This window comes from Allocoprobacillus halotolerans (genome assembly GCF_024399475.1).
Classification (GTDB): Bacteria; Bacillota_I; Bacilli_A; order Erysipelotrichales; family Coprobacillaceae; genus Allocoprobacillus; species Allocoprobacillus halotolerans.
Genome location: NZ_CP101620.1, coordinates 1326357 through 1344632 on the forward strand (window position 1 = coordinate 1326357; position 18276 = coordinate 1344632).

Annotated in this window: 16 protein-coding genes and 1 pseudogene; 16 read left to right on the forward strand and 1 reads right to left on the reverse strand. The window is 30.2% G+C overall.

The window, feature by feature from the left end; all coding sequences use genetic code 11:
• Positions 1-76: 76 nt before the first annotated feature.
• The 16 genes and pseudogenes from NMU03_RS07920 (at position 77) to NMU03_RS07995 (ending at position 16361) form a co-directional block, all read left to right on the forward strand.
• Positions 77-1381: an N-acetylmuramoyl-L-alanine amidase gene (locus NMU03_RS07920; RefSeq protein WP_290142097.1), complete on the forward strand. Its 1305-nt coding sequence runs from the start codon at positions 77-79 to the stop codon at positions 1379-1381.
• Positions 1382-1390: 9 nt separating this feature from the next.
• The gene (locus tag NMU03_RS07925; RefSeq protein ID WP_290142098.1) at positions 1391-1831 is read left to right on the forward strand and encodes a PH domain-containing protein; all 441 of its coding nucleotides are present in this window, start codon (positions 1391-1393) and stop codon (positions 1829-1831) included.
• 132 nt (positions 1832-1963) lie between these two features.
• Positions 1964-3373, forward strand: a pseudogene (locus NMU03_RS07930) (amidophosphoribosyltransferase).
• A gap of 92 nt (positions 3374-3465) precedes the next feature.
• A complete protein-coding gene (locus NMU03_RS07935) occupies positions 3466-3789 on the forward strand; it encodes an adenine nucleotide alpha hydrolase family protein (RefSeq protein ID WP_290142099.1) in 324 nt (107 codons plus the stop codon).
• Between the two features lie 38 nt (positions 3790-3827).
• Positions 3828-4301: a tRNA lysidine(34) synthetase gene (locus tag NMU03_RS07940; protein WP_290142100.1), complete on the forward strand. Its 474-nt coding sequence runs from the start codon at positions 3828-3830 to the stop codon at positions 4299-4301.
• A gap of 1 nt (position 4302) precedes the next feature.
• Positions 4303-4995, forward strand: a complete 693-nt coding sequence (locus NMU03_RS07945) for a tRNA threonylcarbamoyladenosine dehydratase (protein ID WP_290142101.1) — start codon at positions 4303-4305, stop codon at positions 4993-4995.
• Between the two features lie 58 nt (positions 4996-5053).
• Positions 5054-5467: a hypothetical protein gene (locus NMU03_RS07950; protein WP_290142102.1), complete on the forward strand. Its 414-nt coding sequence runs from the start codon at positions 5054-5056 to the stop codon at positions 5465-5467.
• Positions 5468-5727: 260 nt separating this feature from the next.
• Entirely contained in the window at positions 5728-7725 is a 1998-nt protein-coding gene (locus NMU03_RS07955) for a penicillin-binding transpeptidase domain-containing protein (RefSeq protein WP_290142103.1), read from the forward strand.
• A gap of 90 nt (positions 7726-7815) precedes the next feature.
• Complete coding sequence (locus tag NMU03_RS07960; protein WP_290142105.1) at positions 7816-7974, forward strand: hypothetical protein; 159 nt, start codon at positions 7816-7818, stop codon at positions 7972-7974.
• Positions 7975-7991: 17 nt separating this feature from the next.
• Complete coding sequence (locus NMU03_RS07965; RefSeq protein WP_290142106.1) at positions 7992-8471, forward strand: helix-turn-helix domain-containing protein; 480 nt, start codon at positions 7992-7994, stop codon at positions 8469-8471.
• A 133-nt stretch (positions 8472-8604) separates the two neighbouring features.
• Entirely contained in the window at positions 8605-9051 is a 447-nt protein-coding gene (tnpA, locus tag NMU03_RS07970; protein ID WP_290142107.1) for an IS200/IS605 family transposase, read from the forward strand.
• A gap of 102 nt (positions 9052-9153) precedes the next feature.
• The gene (locus tag NMU03_RS07975; RefSeq protein ID WP_290142108.1) at positions 9154-9864 is read left to right on the forward strand and encodes a hypothetical protein; all 711 of its coding nucleotides are present in this window, start codon (positions 9154-9156) and stop codon (positions 9862-9864) included.
• A 172-nt stretch (positions 9865-10036) separates the two neighbouring features.
• Positions 10037-10408 (forward strand): hypothetical protein, encoded by a 372-nt coding sequence (locus tag NMU03_RS07980; protein WP_290142109.1) that lies wholly within the window; start codon positions 10037-10039, stop codon positions 10406-10408.
• A gap of 105 nt (positions 10409-10513) precedes the next feature.
• Positions 10514-12502, forward strand: coding sequence for an ATP-binding cassette domain-containing protein (locus NMU03_RS07985; RefSeq protein WP_290142110.1), 1989 nt, complete (start codon positions 10514-10516; stop codon positions 12500-12502).
• A gap of 76 nt (positions 12503-12578) precedes the next feature.
• On the forward strand, positions 12579-14564 hold the full coding sequence (locus NMU03_RS07990; protein WP_290142111.1) for an ATP-binding cassette domain-containing protein: 1986 nt from the start codon (positions 12579-12581) through the stop codon (positions 14562-14564).
• Between the two features lie 12 nt (positions 14565-14576).
• Entirely contained in the window at positions 14577-16361 is a 1785-nt protein-coding gene (locus tag NMU03_RS07995) for an ATP-binding cassette domain-containing protein (RefSeq protein WP_290142112.1), read from the forward strand.
• Between the two features lie 206 nt (positions 16362-16567).
• Here the strand turns inward: NMU03_RS07995 and NMU03_RS08000 are convergent, their stop codons facing one another.
• Positions 16568-18130: a DDE-type integrase/transposase/recombinase gene (locus NMU03_RS08000; protein WP_290142113.1), complete on the reverse strand. Its 1563-nt coding sequence runs from the start codon at positions 18128-18130 to the stop codon at positions 16568-16570.
• Positions 18131-18276: the final 146 nt, after the last annotated feature.

Sequence of the window (18276 nt, forward strand, 5' to 3'; positions counted from 1 at the left end):
CTTTTTCAAATGAGTCACAATGCTTTTTTTCATTGACTGAAGATGATAAAATAGAAAGCAAGAAAGGTTGGATATTATGAAGAATAAAAAATGGATGATGATTGTCTTATCAGTAATTGTTGTGATTGGAGGATGTATTGGTGGTTATATCTGGTATCAAAATGATCAAAAACAAAAGATTTTAGATTCCATTCAATTGACATTTACTGATCAAACAGTGATTGAATATGGAAGTGAGTGTCATGGAGAAGATTTAGTTGATAAACAAAGTGGAGAGTTAATGGCACCTACTATTGATACAATGAAAATAGGGAAACAGACTTTGGAGTATAAACTTTCTAAAGGTGAGTTAAGTAAGACTTTTACTCATGAAATAGAAATCAAAGATACCCAATTACCTGAAATCAAGTTATCCAAAGAATCAGTAAGCTTGGCATATGGGGATACATTTGAGATGAAAAAATATGTTGAGTCAGTCAAAGATAAAGTTGATGGTGATTTAACATATGTGAGCTATGATAAGGTAACAGATGACCAAACAGGTTATTATACATATCAAAATAAAGTGAATACGAAAAAAGCGGGAATATATCAAGTTGTTGTAAAAGCTGTGGATAAAAATCAAAATAAAAGTGAAAAAACTTTAAAGGTTACAGTCAAAGAAAAACCAAAAGAAGAAGTCACATCAAATCATCAAACATCATCAACGGCTTCTTCATCTTCGACTTCGTCATCGACAACACAATATGTGGCTTCGCCTAATAATCGTGTGATTGTGATTGATCCAGGACATCAAGGCAAAGGCAATAGTTCTTTAGAACCAATAGGACCAGGTGCTTCTACGAAAAAAGCTAAAGTAGCTGGAGGAGCAACCGGTACTTCAACAAAGATTCCTGAATCCAAAACAACATTAGAAATTGGTTTGAGATTAAAAAGTGAATTACAAGCACGAGGATATACAGTGATTATGACAAGAACAAGCCAAAGTGTGAATATTTCTAACAAGGAACGTGCCATGATTGGCAACAACAACAATGCGGCTGCAGTGATTCATTTACATTGTGATGGAGCGGGATCAAGTGCGAGAGGGGCACATACAATTGCTCCTGCAAAAAACAATCCTTATTGTCCATCTATTTATAGTGCCTCTTCAAAACTTGCAAAAAATGTCATTAACTCTTATTGTGCAAAAACAGGTTTAAAAAATAGAGGGGTATCTTATCGTAATGATTTATCTGGTATTAACTGGAGTGAAGTACCATCTATTTATATTGAAATGGGATTTATTACAAATCCTACCGAAGATAAATTATTAAATGATGATGCTTTTCAAACAAAATGTGCTCAAGGCATTGCAGATGGAATAGATGCTTATTTTTAAGGGGTGAAGATGATACGTTATCGTTCTCAAATTGGTGTTTTATGGATGATAGTTATAGGTGTTATGATTTATACAAACATAATTCTCATTAAACCATTAATAGAAGATTTTTCTTGGTTAGGATTTTCGATTGTATTGATAATTTTAGGTATTGTTGATGTGATTATGATAAGTATGACTGTTCAGACATATTATGAGTTTCATGATGATTATTTATGTGTTCAATGTGGATTCTTCTGTCATGAAGAAATTCCTTATCAAGATGTCCGTTCTTTTAAAGAAACACATAATCCATTATCATCAATGGGGTTATCATTAGATCGCATAGATATTATTTATAAAGCCCAAAAAGGTAGAAATGGAAATAGTGAAGTTTTGATTTCTCCTGTTAAAAAACAGGAATTTATCAAAGAACTGGAAAAGCGTACCAAAATATTTATCACAAAGTAGTCTGTCAAAGACTGCTTTTTGTTTGTTGATAACGATAAAAAAGTTGTAAAATAAGAAAAACTTTGTAGACATTTATAGTGAAATTGATTAGAATAGGTGTGTAAATTGATTGATAAAGGAGATAGAAACGATATGAGTGGTTTTTTTGGGGTAGCATCACAAAATGATTGTGTTATGGATTTGTTTTTGGAGTTGATTATCATTCGCATTTAGGAACAAGAAGGGGTGGAATGGCTGTTTACGGAAAAGAAGGTTTCCAACGTTCTATTCATAATATTGAAAATTCACCTTTTAGAACAAAGTTTGATAAAGATGTTGAAGAATTTGCAGGTAATATTGGGATTGGATGTATTTCTGATAGTGAAGCCCAACCATTATTGGTCAATTCGCATTTAGGGTCTTTTGCGATTACAACAGTGGGAAGAATTAACAACTTAGATGAATTAAGAACATTATGTTTTGAACAGGGCAAAACGCATTTCTTAGAAATGAGTGGTGGAGAAATCAATCCTACAGAAATGGTTGCGGCATTAATTAATCAAAAGAATCTATTGTTGAAGGGATTCAACATGCACAAAAGTTAGTGAAAGGTTCTATGAGTATTTTAGTGATGACAAGTGAAGGAATCTATTGTGCAAGAGATAAATTAGGAAGAACACCTGTTATTATTGGTCGTAAGGATGATGCATATTGTGTGACTTTTGAAAGTTCGGCTTTCTTAAATTTAGGATATCATCATTATAAAGACTTAGGTTCTGGAGAAATTGGATTTATTTATCCTCATGGCTTTACTCAAAAGTAAAACCAAATGATCAAATGAAGATTTGTTCATTCTTATGGGTTTATTATGGTTATCCAACATCAACATATGAAGGTGTGAATGTCGAAAAGATGCGTTATGACTGTGGTAGTATGCTAGCAAAACGTGATCAAAGAACAGTGAATCCAGATAGTGTGGCTGGTGTTCCTGATTCAGGACTTGCCCATGCGATTGGATATGCGAATGAATCTGGTATCCCATTTGCAAGACCATTCATTAAATATACACCAACTTGGCCTCGTTCATTTATGCCACAAAGTCAAGGTCAAAGAAATTTAATTGCGAAAATGAAATTAATTCCTGTGAAAGAATTAATTAAAAATAAAAGCCTGTTATTAATTGATGACTCTATTGTAAGAGGAACACAATTAAGAGAAACAACAGAATTTTTATATCAATCAGGAGCTAAAGAAGTTCATGTAAGACCAGCATGTCCACCTATTTTATATGGATGTAAGTATTTGAATTTCTCACGTTCTAATTCAGAATTAGATTTAATCACAAGACGTGTCATTAAAGATTTAGAACAAGGTGAAGTGACTGATGAAGTATTGGCAGAATATGCAAATCCTGATAGTGAAAAATATCAAGCAATGTTAGATGAAATCTGTAAGAGATTAAAATTTACTTCTTTAAGATACCATCGTTTAGATGATTTGATTGAATCTATTGGTATTGAACCATGTCATTTATGTACATATTGTTGGGATGGTAAAGAATAGAGTAAAGGCAGGACGTATAATGCGTTCTGTTTTTTATTTCCTATTGTTTTTCAAGAAGTGTTCATGTACAATAAAACAACGAGGAGAGAAGCATGGATAGAGTAAAACAAATAGAACAAAGTATTATTAAAAAATATCGTAAACCAATATGGCGAAAGTTTGTCAAAGCAATTCAAACATACGATTTGATACAACCTGATGATAAAATTGCAGTCTGTATATCTGGTGGAAAAGATTCAATGTTGATGGCTAAATTATTACAGGAAATTAAGCGTCATGGACAATTTGATTTTGGATTGGTGTTTTTATCGATGGATCCTGGATATAATGAAAAAAATCGTAGGAAAATTGAAGAAAATGCAAAAATAATGGGGATACCCGTACAATTTTTGAATCAGATATTTTTAAAGTTGTAACAAATATTGAAAAATCACCATGTTATTTATGTGCAAGGATGCGTCGTGGTTTTTTATATGCGAAGGCGAAAGAAATTGGATGTAATAAGATTGCTTTAGGACATCACTATGATGATGTGATTGAAACAATTTTGATGGGTATGTTTTATGGTTCACAAATTCAAACGATGATGCCTAAACTTCATAGTACTAATTTTGAAGGAATGGAATTAATTAGGCCGATGTATTTGATTGAAGAAAAAGATATTATTCATTGGTGTCAATATAATGATTTATCATTTATTCAATGTGCTTGTCGTTTTACAGAAGAAATGGAGGAACTAGGAGAAGTCCATCATACTTCTAAACGAGAAGAAATGAAGAACTTATTAAAATATTTAGAAACAATGAATCCTAATGTGAAAAAGAATGTTTTTAAAAGTGTAGAAAATGTCAATTTGGCAACCATTATTTCATATAGTGATGAAACAGGTAAACATCATTTTTTAGATGATTACAATAAAGGAGAATAAAATGTTTTCAAGATTTGAATTATTAGTAGGTCATGATTGTATGGATAGACTGAGTCAAGCCCATGTGATTGTTTTTGGAGTAGGTGGCGTTGGTGGATATGTCGTAGAAGCATTGGTAAGAAGTGGAATTGGACATATTACCATTGTTGATAATGATACAGTTTCACTGTCTAATTTAAATCGTCAGATTATTGCTACACAAGAGACTATTGGTAAAAAGAAAGTCGAAGTGATGAAAGAAAGAATTTTATCTATCAATCCCGATTGTGATGTTCATACTTTAGAGATGTTCTATTTACCAGAAAATGCAGATAGAATTGATTTAACACAATATGATTATGTTGTAGATGCCATTGATACCATCACATCAAAGATTGAACTAGCAATGCGTTGTGATCAAAAGATTCCTTTAATGAGTTCAATGGGAACAGGCAATAAAATGAATCCTGCTTTACTAGAAGTCAGTGACCTTTATAAAACTTCTGTCTGCCCACTTGCCAAAGTCATGCGTAGGGAATTAAAGAAAAGACAAATCAAACATTTAAAAGTTGTATATTCTAAAGAAGTTCCTATAAAACCTCAAAAATCAAATGAACAAACCAATAAAAGAACTGTACCTGGAAGTACTTCTTTTGTACCTTCTAGTGCAGGATTATTAATAGCGAGTGAAGTTGTGAAAGATTTGTTGAAATAAACAAATCTTTTTTTCACATTTGTTAGAAATAGGCATATGTTAAATTGAGGTGTAAAACATGCGAGATCAGCTTCAATCTTATATTTATACAGAAAAATTTTTGGCTCAACTCTATCGTCGTGCAGCCGCTTTAGCTTCATCACAGGATGAAACAGAGGCATTATTGAGATTTGCTCAAAATGCTGAACAAAATGCTGTTTTTTTAAATCATTTTTATAAACTAGAATATGGTATTAATTTTGATCCAATGGTTCCGGATGTGAATTTACAGGGTGGATACCGAGCTGTATTAAATGAAATTTTAAAATTAGAAATTAGTTCATTCTTACAATATCGTACCAACACTTATAATCAAGGAAATACTGATTTTAGAGAAACAATGAGAGCTATTTCTGATACAAAGTTAGGACATATTTTAACGACTCTAGCCATTATTACAAATTTAAATACGCCACCACAGACAACAGAATAAAACAGTTTTATATGAAAATGAACTTCTTTCTTATGTTAAAGAGGTTCATTTTAACATTGACTTTTATATTTTAACTTTATAAATGTTAAAATATAAATAGGAAAGTTAAATAAAGTCAACTATGTGATTATATAAGAGTTATTATCCAAGTAAAGATGTATAACTCTTTTTTATTCTCTTAAAAAGCGACAAAGTCTATTATGTAAATATTCCTTTTATTTTTTAAAAGTGCTATACTAAACATACGAGGAGGAAAAATAATGGGAACTGTTTATACAAATAATAATTCAAAGAAGTATTGGATTATTGGGGGCGTGGTTGCTGTAGTGGCTGTTGTTGCAGTGGTTTTATTCTTTTTATTATCAGGCAATAATGACGAAAAAAAGCTCAAAGATTTTTATACATTAATTTCAGAAAAGAAATATGATGAAATGTATGAATGTTTAAGTGAAGAATCTCAAAAAACATATGACAAAGAAACATTTATAGCAAGAAATCAAAATATTTATGAGGGAGTAGAAGCGAGTCAATTCAGTATTGAGGTAACTGATGAAGCAGATCATCAATTAACTTATACTGTGAAAATGAGTACTGTGGCTGGTGAAGTTTCTTTTGAAAATAAAACAATGATTGAAGATGGGAAAATTGTATGGAATGATTCATTTATTTTCCCAAATTTAACATCTTCAGATAAAGTCAGAGTGTCAGAAGATGAAGCTAATCGTGGACAGATCTTAGACCGTAATGGGAAGATGCTTGCAGGTGTAGGAAAAGCTTATTCTGTTGGTTTAGTCAGAGGAAAATTGAATGGTGAAAATGACTATGATAAATTAGCTGATTTATTGTCATTAACAAAAGAAAGTATCCAAAAAACTATGAGTGCATCTTGGATTAAAGATGATTCTTTTGTTCCATTGACAACAATTCCATCAACAGATACACAATTAGAAAATCAATTATTACAAATACCAGGTGTTCAATTAAATACAGAAGAAGTGCGTAGTTATCCTTATGGAGAAGTGACATCACATTTAACAGGGTATATGCAAAAAGTAACAGCTGAAGATTTAGAAAAACATCAAGGTGAAGGTTATACAGAAAATTCTATGATTGGTAGAAGTGGTATTGAAGCTGCTTATGAAAAAGAATTAAAAGGAACAAATGGTGCGACTATCTCTATTATTGATGAAACAGGAAGTACTAAGGGTACTGTAGCAAAGCAAGAAAAGCAAGATGGACAAGATATTACTCTTACAATTGATGTTAATTTACAAAAAGATTTATACAATGCATTTGAAAAGGATCAAAGTGCCTCAGTCGCAATAAATCCAACAAATGGTGAAGTTCTTGCATTAGTGAGTACTCCATCATTTGATAGTAACGATTTCATTTATGGATTCTCAACTGAAGAATGGGATGCTTTAAACAATGATAAAGCTCAACCATTAACGAATCGTTTTAGATCAACTTGGGTACCAGGTTCAACAATGAAATCAATTACTGCGGCTATTGGATTAGAAACGAATTCATTAGATTCATCTAAAGATTTTGGGGCAGAAATGAAATGGCAGAAAGATTCTAGTTGGGGAGATTATTATGTCACAACATTACATGCACCTAATCCGAATCATTTAAAGAATGCTTTGATTTATTCTGATAATGTTTATTTTGCAAAAGCTGCATTAGAAATAGGAAAAGATAATCTTGAAAAAGGATATAAGTCTTTAATGATTGGTGAAGATATTCCTTTTGAATTAGCTTTAACAAAATCTCAATATACAAGTGATTCATTTGATAATGATATCCAGATTGCTGATAGTGGTTATGGTCAAGGACAAATCTTAATGAATCCCGTTCAAATGGCTTCTATTTATAGTTCATTGATGAATGATGGAAAAATGATGACGCCTCATGTTGTTAAATCAACAGAATCATCTGTTTGGGCTGAGCCATTCTCAAAAGAAACAACTGATGAAATAAAAGCTGATTTAATTCAAGTTGTAGAAGATAATAATGGTACGGCTAATAGCTTAAAAAATAACCAATATCAACTTGCAGCAAAAACAGGAACTGGAGAAATTAAAGCTTCACAAGATGATACAACAGGAACTGAAATTGGTTGGTTATCAGTGGCTTCTACTGATTCATCAAAACCTATTGTCATTACAACAATGGTAGAAGACGTTAAAAATCGTGGTGGAAGTGGATATGTTGTAAGTCATGTCAAACAACCATTAATGTCATATTTACAAAAATAAAAACGGAGCAATCCGTTTTTTGTTGTGTAACAAAAAGTTATTGATAAAGAAAATAGTTGTTTGATAGAATGAGTACAAGGAGGAAAAATTATGAAAAAATTAATAACTACTATTTTTGCATTAACTTTATTATTTGGAGGAACATTTATTCATGTACATGATGAAAATTGTGGATATGATTCCCAAGCAAAAACAGGTTGTATTTATGAGGAAGTAGAACCATTTAAACATGAAGGACCTAAAGGATAAAGAAAGAAGTGTATATTGTGAATAAACAATTTGGTGGTATCATAAAAATAAATAGGATTCAACATCGTTTAACTTTAAGATATATAAGTCATATGACTGGATTATCTAGTGGTTATTTGAGTCGTGTTGAAAGAAATAAGGAAGAAATATCTTTTGAGAATGTTCAAAAGATATTTTCCTTAATGAATGTAAAACTATATGATAATCATATTGATGGAGAGTTTGAAAGTGGTTTTTATCGGTTTATAAATGATGTTATATATATGAATGATTTTCAAGAATCATTTTCTAAGTTGGAACAATATAAAAAACAAATATGTAGTTCGTTTTCGTATATAAAATATTTATTGGCTGAAATGATTTATAAAGTAAATACAGAAAATATTGTCAAAATACAAGATTACTTTTATTTAGAAGATTATTTTGATTATTTAGAGGATTATCAAAAAGTGTTATATTATGAATATATCGGATTGTTCTTTTATAATAAGTTCTGAAGTATCCGAGTGAAGGATACGGAAGAACTCAATGGGCATTTCCCGCAGCTTGCTGCGTAATGCCGAACGAAGTATGATATAATAAATTGTGTAAAACAATTTATTATATCATACGAGAGTGAGGGCGATGCTAATGGGAAATAGTCAATTTATACATCTATCACATAATGTGAGTAATCTTGTTTACCACATTGTCTGTCCGGCAAAATATCGTCGCGTAGTATTTGATGATTCTGTTGAAGAACATCTGAAGCAAATTTGCCTTGGGATAGAACTGAGATATGATTATATACATTTTCTTGAAATAGGGGCAGACAAAGATCATGTGCATTTTCTTGTTCAAAGTACACCTGAGTATGCTCCTTCAAAATTGGTAAAAATCATAAAAAGTATAACTGCAAGGCAAATATTTGTTGAGTGTCCGCAAGTCAAAAAACAACTATGGGGAGGACAATTCTGGAGCGACGGATATTTTATCGCATCTGTCGGTAAAAATCAAAACGAAAAAGTAATCAGAGAATATGTGAAAGAACAGGGTAAACAAGATACGGAATATAAGCAGTTGTATTTGAGTATATGATAGCATCGCATAAGCGAAGCGTGAAGATACCCGGGTCTTGACCCGGGGAGCTTCATTGGATCTGTATATAATGAGGCTATAAAATATTATGATAAAGCCTTAATGTTTCAAGGGAATGACTACACCAAAGCAATGCTGAATTATCATAGAAGTGCAAGTTTAACTTTTGTAGGAAATCTAATGGAGGCATTGAATTGTGCATTAGAGGCTAAAGAATTATTTGCAGAACAATTGAATATTAAAAGGTTAGCTTATATATTATTTCAAATGGCAATTATTTATGATCATAGAAAAGAATTTTCAAAAAGTGAAGTGTTAAATTTAAGATGTATAAAATTATTTAGTGATTTAAATATGAATGATGCAGTGAATGGCTCTTATAATAATTTGATTTGGAGTTATATATGTTCATTTCAGTTTGAAAAAATTATTAATATAAAAGAAGAAGTTTTAAAAAATACGAATAATGATATAAGAATCTTATTTTATATATCATATACTTACTATAAATTAAAGAATTTGAAAGAAGCGAAAAAATATATAAAAGAAGCCAAAAAGAATGTATCATTGCTTGAAGATGTCTATTTTATAGATATGATTAATGCTTTTTATATTTTATTGTTTGGTTCGAGTTATCAAAGAAAAGAAAAATATTTATTAAAAGCATATAAAACAGCAAAAAGAATTGAAACAGTAGAAGTATGTATATTTGTATTAGAAATCTTAAAAGATTTCTATAAAGAACATAATGAATATATAAAATGTATTGAATGTTTTGAATCTATGATGGAGTTTTATAAAAATGTGAAATAAAATGCTCAAAATTTGTGTAATATTTTACAAAAATTAGTATTTTTTATAAGTGATTAGTACAAAAATTGTGCAAAAATACACAATTGAAAATAAGTCTATAAAAAGGTACATTTGAAATATAAGATAATTCATATATGAAAAATATCTTTAAAGAAAAAGGTGGACTTATTTAATGAAAAAACTATTAGGATTATTATTTGCAGGGACAATGCTTTTTGCTGGAATTGGAACTGTACAAGCATTGGATAGTCAGCCAAGAGGACCGCAGTTAGATCCTGTGACAAAAACAGCAACAAAAGATTGTAAAGTTGGTTCACTACGATTATTTACCTTGAAACATACAGCAAGATTTATTCCCAACAATTTAGGTACAGCTTGTTCTGTGCAAAATCACAGTATAAGTGCTATTAACCTTTCTTCAAAATTACAAAATAATGTAATTATTTCAAAAACGGTGTCAGCAGATGGTTTTACTTGTAATGGAAGGGGATATACACTGTATAATTCAAAAAATCGTTGGGCTTTTACGGAATTAGAGTACTAAAAGCGGTAGTCAAGGCAAATATGTCTTGGCTATTTTATATTGAAATATAAAATAGTGATATATTATAATATAATCAATTTATAAATCAAGGTTAAGGAGAATCATATGTTAGAAGTAAAAAATATCAATATATCTTTTCAAAGAAATATATTCAATAATGCCAATATTAAGTTTTATGATTCATGTATTCATGCGATTGTTGGGAAAAGTGGCTCAGGAAAGACAACATTTCTAAGAAGTATCATTCAGGATTCTTCTCGTGTACAAATGGAAATATCATATAATGAAGAAGTAATCAGTGAAAAAGATGAGTTTGTCAGAAAGCATATTGGTTATGTGGATCAGCTCGGAAGCTATTTCCCTAATATGTCTATCAAACAGCATTTTTCTTTCTATGCCAAGATGAAAGGTGAAAAGATAAGTGTTCATGATATAAATGAGTTTTTATCAAGAGTCAATTTACATCATGTCAACATCAAGAAATCACCAAGTGTTTTATCTATTGGAGAAAGAAAGAGATTTCTGATAGCTTTATCTTTATACTGTGATAAGGATATTATAATCTTAGATGAACCTACAGCCTCACTTGATAAAAAGAATATTGCTTTATTGAAAGAAGTCTTATTATCATTAAAAGATAAAACTATTATTTTGACAACACATACACAGGAAATATTAGAGATATGTGATGTTGTATATAGGATAGAGAACCAACAATTTGAATGTGAGAAAAATGATAATGATAAGTCTAAAAAAGAAAATAAGACACATGAAATCAAAAACTATCGTTTTTCACCAATCAAATACTTTCAATACAAGACACCAATACAATGGATTCAACTTATAGGAATGATAGTGATTTCTGTGTTTATCTTGGCACAGTCATTACCATTAATACAATCCTTTTTGATTGCGAATACGATAAATCCACAAGTTACGAATCAATCATCAAAAGAAATGATATTTTTAAGAAATAGAAGTGGACAATTGTATTTTATGTATGACCCTATCATGGACTGCTATAATTCAAAACCATTTGCTCGACAAGAATTAGATAAAATAGAACAATTGGAAGGTGTTAAGACAATTGAAAAAATTGATATGTTTCCTTTGTTTAATCCATCTACATATGAGAATTGTGAAAAATTTGAAGTGATTGATGAAAAAGGAAATATGCAAACATATGAATTTGATTCATATGGAAGCCGCGCGCCTGCTATTTATCCATATTATAAATATAATAGTTTTAATGATGGTGATAATGGAATATATATTAGTTCCATGTTATCAAAGATGTGTGATATTCAAGAGGGTGATATGATTAAAGCAAAATGGTATATACCTAAAAATCAATATATAAGAAATGATAATCCATATAGAGTTATATCTTATGTATTAAAGGAATTTGAGTTTAAAGTCACAAAAGTTTTAAAACCTGAAGAAGAATATACCACACCATCTCATGATATGATTGTCTATATTCCATATAGTATGTATAACGAAATATTAAATAGTATTAATCAAGATGATAAAGAAATTATGTCATCAAATGTTATAAGAGCTTCAGAAAAAGTAGATCCTGTTCCATATACAGTAGATGAATATGTTATTTTTGTAGATGAGGATTATGCAAGTGATGTTTATAATGCTATTTTAGAAATGGACGATAGCTATGATGTGTATTCAACCTATATGTCATATCTTGATATAGATGCAATGCAACGTGAGGCATTTCAGACAAAACTGATTAGCACAGGAGGTATTTGTGGTATAGGAATTATCGCATTTATAACGATTCAATATTTCTTGATGAAATCAAGAAAAGAAGAAATAGAGTTGCTAAGAAATAATGGAATAAAGAGGAAACAGATTTATCAAAGTATTCTTTTTGAAAATGGTGTTTATTTTATTGTGACATGTGGTATAGGATTGTTGTTATCTTATTTATATCAAAGTTATATAGAAGATTTTACCAATGTACTTTTATTTAGTGGAGTGATTATTGTCATTAGTTTTGTTTTATTGTGTGTGAATGTGATTGTGTCACAATTTATCTTAAAGAAAAAGAAACGTGTAAGGAAAGTAAAACTATAAGATAAGTTATCTGAAAGATAGGACTTCATTTATGATTATGCTACAATAGAACTATAAATTTTTAAGGGAGAATCATATGTTAGAAGTAAAAAATATCAATATATCTTTTCAAAGAAATATATTCAATAATGCCAAGATTAAGTTTTATGATTCATGTATTCATGCGATTGTTGGGAAAAGTGGCTCAGGAAAGACAACATTTCTAAGAAGTATCATTCAGGATTCTTCTCGTGTACAAATGGAAATATCATATAATGAAGAAGTAATCAGTGAAAAAGATGATTTTGTCAGAAAGCATATTGGTTATGTGGATCAGCTCGGAAGCTATTTCCCTAATATGTCTATCAAACAGCATTTTTCTTTCTATGCCAAGATGAAGGGTGAAAAGATAAGTGTTCATGATATAAATGAGTTTTTATCAAGAGTCAATTTACATCATGTCAACATCAAGAAATCACCAAGTGTTTTATCTATTGGAGAAAGAAAGAGATTTCTGATAGCTTTAGCTTTATACTGTGATAAGGATATTATAATCTTAGATGAACCTACAGCCTCACTTGATAAAAAGAATATTGCTTTGTTGAAAGAAGTCTTATTATCATTAAAAGATAAAACTATTATTTTGACAACACATACACAGGAAATATTAGAGATATGTGATGTTGTATATAGGATAGAGAACCAACAATTTGAATGTGAGAAAAATGATAATGATAAGTCTAAAAAAGAAAATAAGACACATGAAATCAAAAACTATCGTTTTTCACCAATCAAATACTTTCAATACAAGACACCAATACAATGGATTCAACTTATAGGAATGATAGTGATTTCTGTGTTTATCTTGGCACAGTCATTACCATTAACACAATCCTTTTTGATTGCGAATACGATAAATCCACAAGTTACGAATCAATCATCAAAAGAAATGATATTTTTAAGAAATAGAAGTGGACAATTGTATTCAATATATGCTCCAGCATATGAAGATGAAATCATTCAACCTTTTTCTAAAGACGATATGAATAAAATTAAGGATATGGAAGGAGTGAAAGGGATAGAAACATTTACCTCTATAAAACTTTTTAATCCTCATAATACAGAAGAAGCACAAAATATGGAAGTCATAGATGAACAAGAAAATTCCACAGTTTATTCAGTTGATGAAGGAAGTGGAGCGCCTGCTATTTTTCCTTACTATGAATATAATGATTTTAATAAACACGATCAAGGAGTTTATATTAGTTCTTGGTTATCAAAAATATATAATATTCAAGTAGGTGATACGATAAAAGCAAAGTTTTATGTACCATATCAACAATATGTTTTAGGTGATAATCCCTATAGAAAAATTTCATATGTCCTAAAAGAAGTTGAATTAAAAGTAGCGAGAGTACTAAGTGATGAGGAATCTTATTCATCAATAGCAACTGATTTAATGATTTATGTACCTGACAATATATTTAATGATATATTAAATAGTGTTGACCAAAATGATGAAGAAATTATAACGCCCGGGATTATAAGAGCTTCAGAAAAAGTAGATCCTATTCCATATACAGTAGATGAATATGTTATTTTTGTAGATGAGGATTATGTAAGTGATGTTTATAATGCCATTTTAGAAATGGATGATAGCTATGATGTGTATTCGACTTATATGACATATCTCGAGGCAGATGTAATGCAACGTGAGGCATTTCAGACAAAACTGATTAGCACAGGAGGTATTTGTGGTATAGGAATTATCGCATTTATAACGATCCAATATTTCTTGATGAAATCAAGAAAAGAAGAAATAGAGTTACTAAAAAACAATGGAATAAAGAGAAAACAGATTTATCAAAGTATTCTTTTTGAAAATGGTGTTTATTTTATTGTAACATGTGGTATAGGATTGTTGTTATCTTATTTATATCAAAGTTATATAGAAGATTTTACCAATGTACTTTTATTTAGTGGAGTGATTATTGTCATTAGTTTTGTTTTATTGTGTGTGAATGTCATTGTGTCACAATTTATCTTAAAGAAAAAGAAACATATCAAGAAAATACGATTATGAAAGGATTAAAATATGTTAGTTTTAAAAAATATTCATTTAGCATTTGATCATGATTTAATTAAAAATGGAGAAATAGAAGTTGTTGATGGACAATTAACTGTTCTTTTTGGACCAAGTGGTTCAGGGAAAAGTAGTTTATTATATGATATGGCTTTTCTAACGAATCAGGCTCAAATGGATTATTCTTTTAATGGAATTGATGTTAAAACTTTATCACATCATGAAATTAAAGATATTCAAAGAAATCAAATTTCATTTGTATTTCAAAATATACCATTATTTAATAGTATGACTTTAATGGAAAATATTCGTTTCTTTTCTAGTTTGACACATGATACGTTTGATGAAGAAAAAGCAAGACAATATTTGACAGACTTAGAACTTTATTTAGATGATCATACATCTATTGAACATTTATCAGGTGGAGAAAGACAACGTTTAGCGATTATTTGTGCTTTAATGAAAGATACACCTTATATATTTATGGATGAACCAACAGCTTATTTAGATGAAGATAATCGTCAAGAATTCATAAAAATATTAGAATTATTAAAAAATCAATATCATAAAACAATAATTATCGCAAGTCATGATGATTTATTAAAAGAAGTATGTGATACGATTTATGAAATAGAGAATCAAACTATTCATTGTATAAAACATGAAAATCATAGAGAAAACAAAATGACTTATCAAAAAACATCACATATTTTTCATAAATTATCAGTTTTCTTTCAATTCCAATTTTATAAAGAGAGATGGAAACATAGATTTTTCCAAATCTTTTTAACGTTTATTTTATTTATGAGTACATTTATGGGTGTATATTTCCAATATTATCAAAAACAATTAATGCAGTCAGTAGAAGAATATAAAAGTTTACAGTTAGTTGTTGAAATGGAAAATAATATTGGTTCTACTCAATTAAGAGAAATAGAAAGTATGGAACATATTCAAAGAGTAGAAAAGATTTATCCCTTAATAACAAATAATAATTATTTAATATGTCCTTATTTAGAAACAGATTTCTTCTATAATGATATAGAAGAAACATTTGATACACAATCATATACAGGTATTTATATCAATTATGAAACTTATCGAGATACAAAAGATTATCCTATTGAAATTGTTTTAGATAATCAAACAATACATCTACAACCCCAATTTCAATTAAAAAGAACATTTGAACCCTATACATTAAATACATCTTTTGCACGTATTATATATATGCCTTATGATGATTATATCAATATTTATAATCAAATAGATATGGAAAATAATCAAACACCATTTGCTTTAATATCCTTAGATGATAAAGAATGTTATATTGATGTTTTAGAGGCATTATCTTTAAAATATGATGGGATGACTTTACAAAGTCATCAAGATATATTTATGTTGCTGGATGTTAAAAATATGGCTGATTATCTTAGTGGGACAATGATTGTATTGATTTTTATCATTGTTGTGATTTCTATTGTTCTTTTGAAGATGAATGATTATTATCATTCAAGATTTTCTGAAGTCTTATTAGAGGCTAATGGAATTGAAAATCGTAAAATTATGAAAGCACGTATTCAAAGAGAGTGTCTTTTATATATTGTTCCTATTGTTGTGGTATATATTGGATTGATTATTTGTTATTGGGGATTGGATATGTTAAGTGGAATTATTGCGATATATTCATTGATTATATTGATTGCTATGACAGTCTTTATATTTGTTGTATCCATGATGATTTATATGATTATAAGAAAAATCTTTCCTACAACAAAAATACTCAAATCAATATAGTAGGTAGAGTCAAAAATCTATGAAAGTTTTACTCTTTGCAACTTTACAAAGTGTACGATGACTCTGGCAGGATGCATTTATTTGAAAATCTTTCTTTGTCTTTTTCCAAAATTTACGGACTGCCATCTTTCCAATAAAAAAAGCCCATTTTTGGGCGCAATGAGGGTATCGTTTCTCACGTCATTTTTTTTAAAATGGTGAACTTTCTATGCTGCGTGATATTGTGAGCTGTACTCGATAAGTTGCAGCCATCTGTCAGGCATAAGCATATCCTTTTTGAACAGACCGTCATCAACAGGCGTCTTATAGTTCAGTGCTGAATGCCTTCTTAAGAAATTGAAGAAGCATACAAACAGGACCATATAACTATTTGCACATTCAAGCCTGTCATAGCCATTTGTTCCCTGATAGTTTTGCTTGTATGTCCTGTTGAGGCGCTCCTCAATCTGCTTGAAAGGTCTGTATTTCTGTGATTCCTCATCAAGATTCTTTACACCGATGACCTGATGCAGGTCAAACTTGATTCCATTGATTTCAAAGAAAACCTGTGCTGCATTATAGATTGGATTCCCATCTGTTATAAGAGTCATGTCATCTGGGATTTCACTGTAATGACTTAGACACTCATAAATAGATGTACAGGCACATTTTGTATCTCTTACGGGATAAATTGTGTAAGAAGTGATGATCTTTGTCTTGGGATCAGACCAGAAGAACACGTAATGATTCTTGCCTCTTATCTTAATATAGGTTTCATCGCCGGACAATATGGAGCCAAGCCTGTATGGATACCTGTCAACAAGAGGCTTGACTAGACGTGATACAGTTGTCGCATAGTTGATGACTGTCTGGTGTGATATTTTAAAGCCATGGACTTCCCTGATGATCAGTGCAGTCTTTCTTGAAGAAAGACCATAGTTGACGTAATAGGTCAATGCCAATCCAAGGATTCTGTGATCAAAATGAATTCTTGAAAGATTGACAGGAGTTGTGATGTTTTCTTCAGTCTTTTTAAGACTGTCAAGATTGAACTTGAAGTCACGATAGTGATAGCGAAGCCTGTACTGATTGCTTGAAGTCAGAAGGTGTTCTCCCTTTCCTTCATCGACAAGCTTTTTGTTTTTGATGTAATAGGGGCATTTCATGCTTGGGCATACAAAAACAAGATATCCCTGGCGGTCGTGCTTCATATCAAGCTTTTTGCCACAATGAGGACAGAAGATGCCCGTTTCACCGGAAAGAGAGATCTTCAGGGAGAATGTCTGGCAGCATACCTTGCACATGAATTGACCGCGACCATTGTTGTCATAGATATATTCATGAGGAGCACCACAAAAAGGGTAGACACCCTTAAAGTCAAAATTATTGTTTCTTCTGTTGACGGGCTTGATAGGACGACCATCCTTTAATGCATTTCTAAGAATATCTTCAAAACTCAGCTGAACAGGTGCTTCCTTTTTGAAGACAGGAGGCTCGTCAATTTTAAAGTCGGCATAAGGAATGGTATGATCATTCTTATTGGATTTCTTTAATTTCTTAAACTCTTTTTTAAGAGAGGGATTGATGTGTTTATCAAAGAAATCAATCATCCAGTCGAGATGGATTGTCACCTGCTCAAGGTGATAAATAAAATCAGAGGAATTAAGATGATACTCAACAGAATGAGGGATAGAATTTATCAACTGAAAGAAATCAATATATTTGGAAAACTTAAAGTTAGATTTAGAAAAAGAATTTAAATTATTTAAGATATGTGTTATAGTATTCATGTGAAATATCCTTTCGTTAGATTTTGTGTAAAGAATACTATAACATGGATATTTCACTTTTTTAATACAAATTTTAGAGAAATAGTAAAAAAATAAGAATACAAATTATTATTAAAATAGAACAAATAAAACAAATCAAGAGTAGT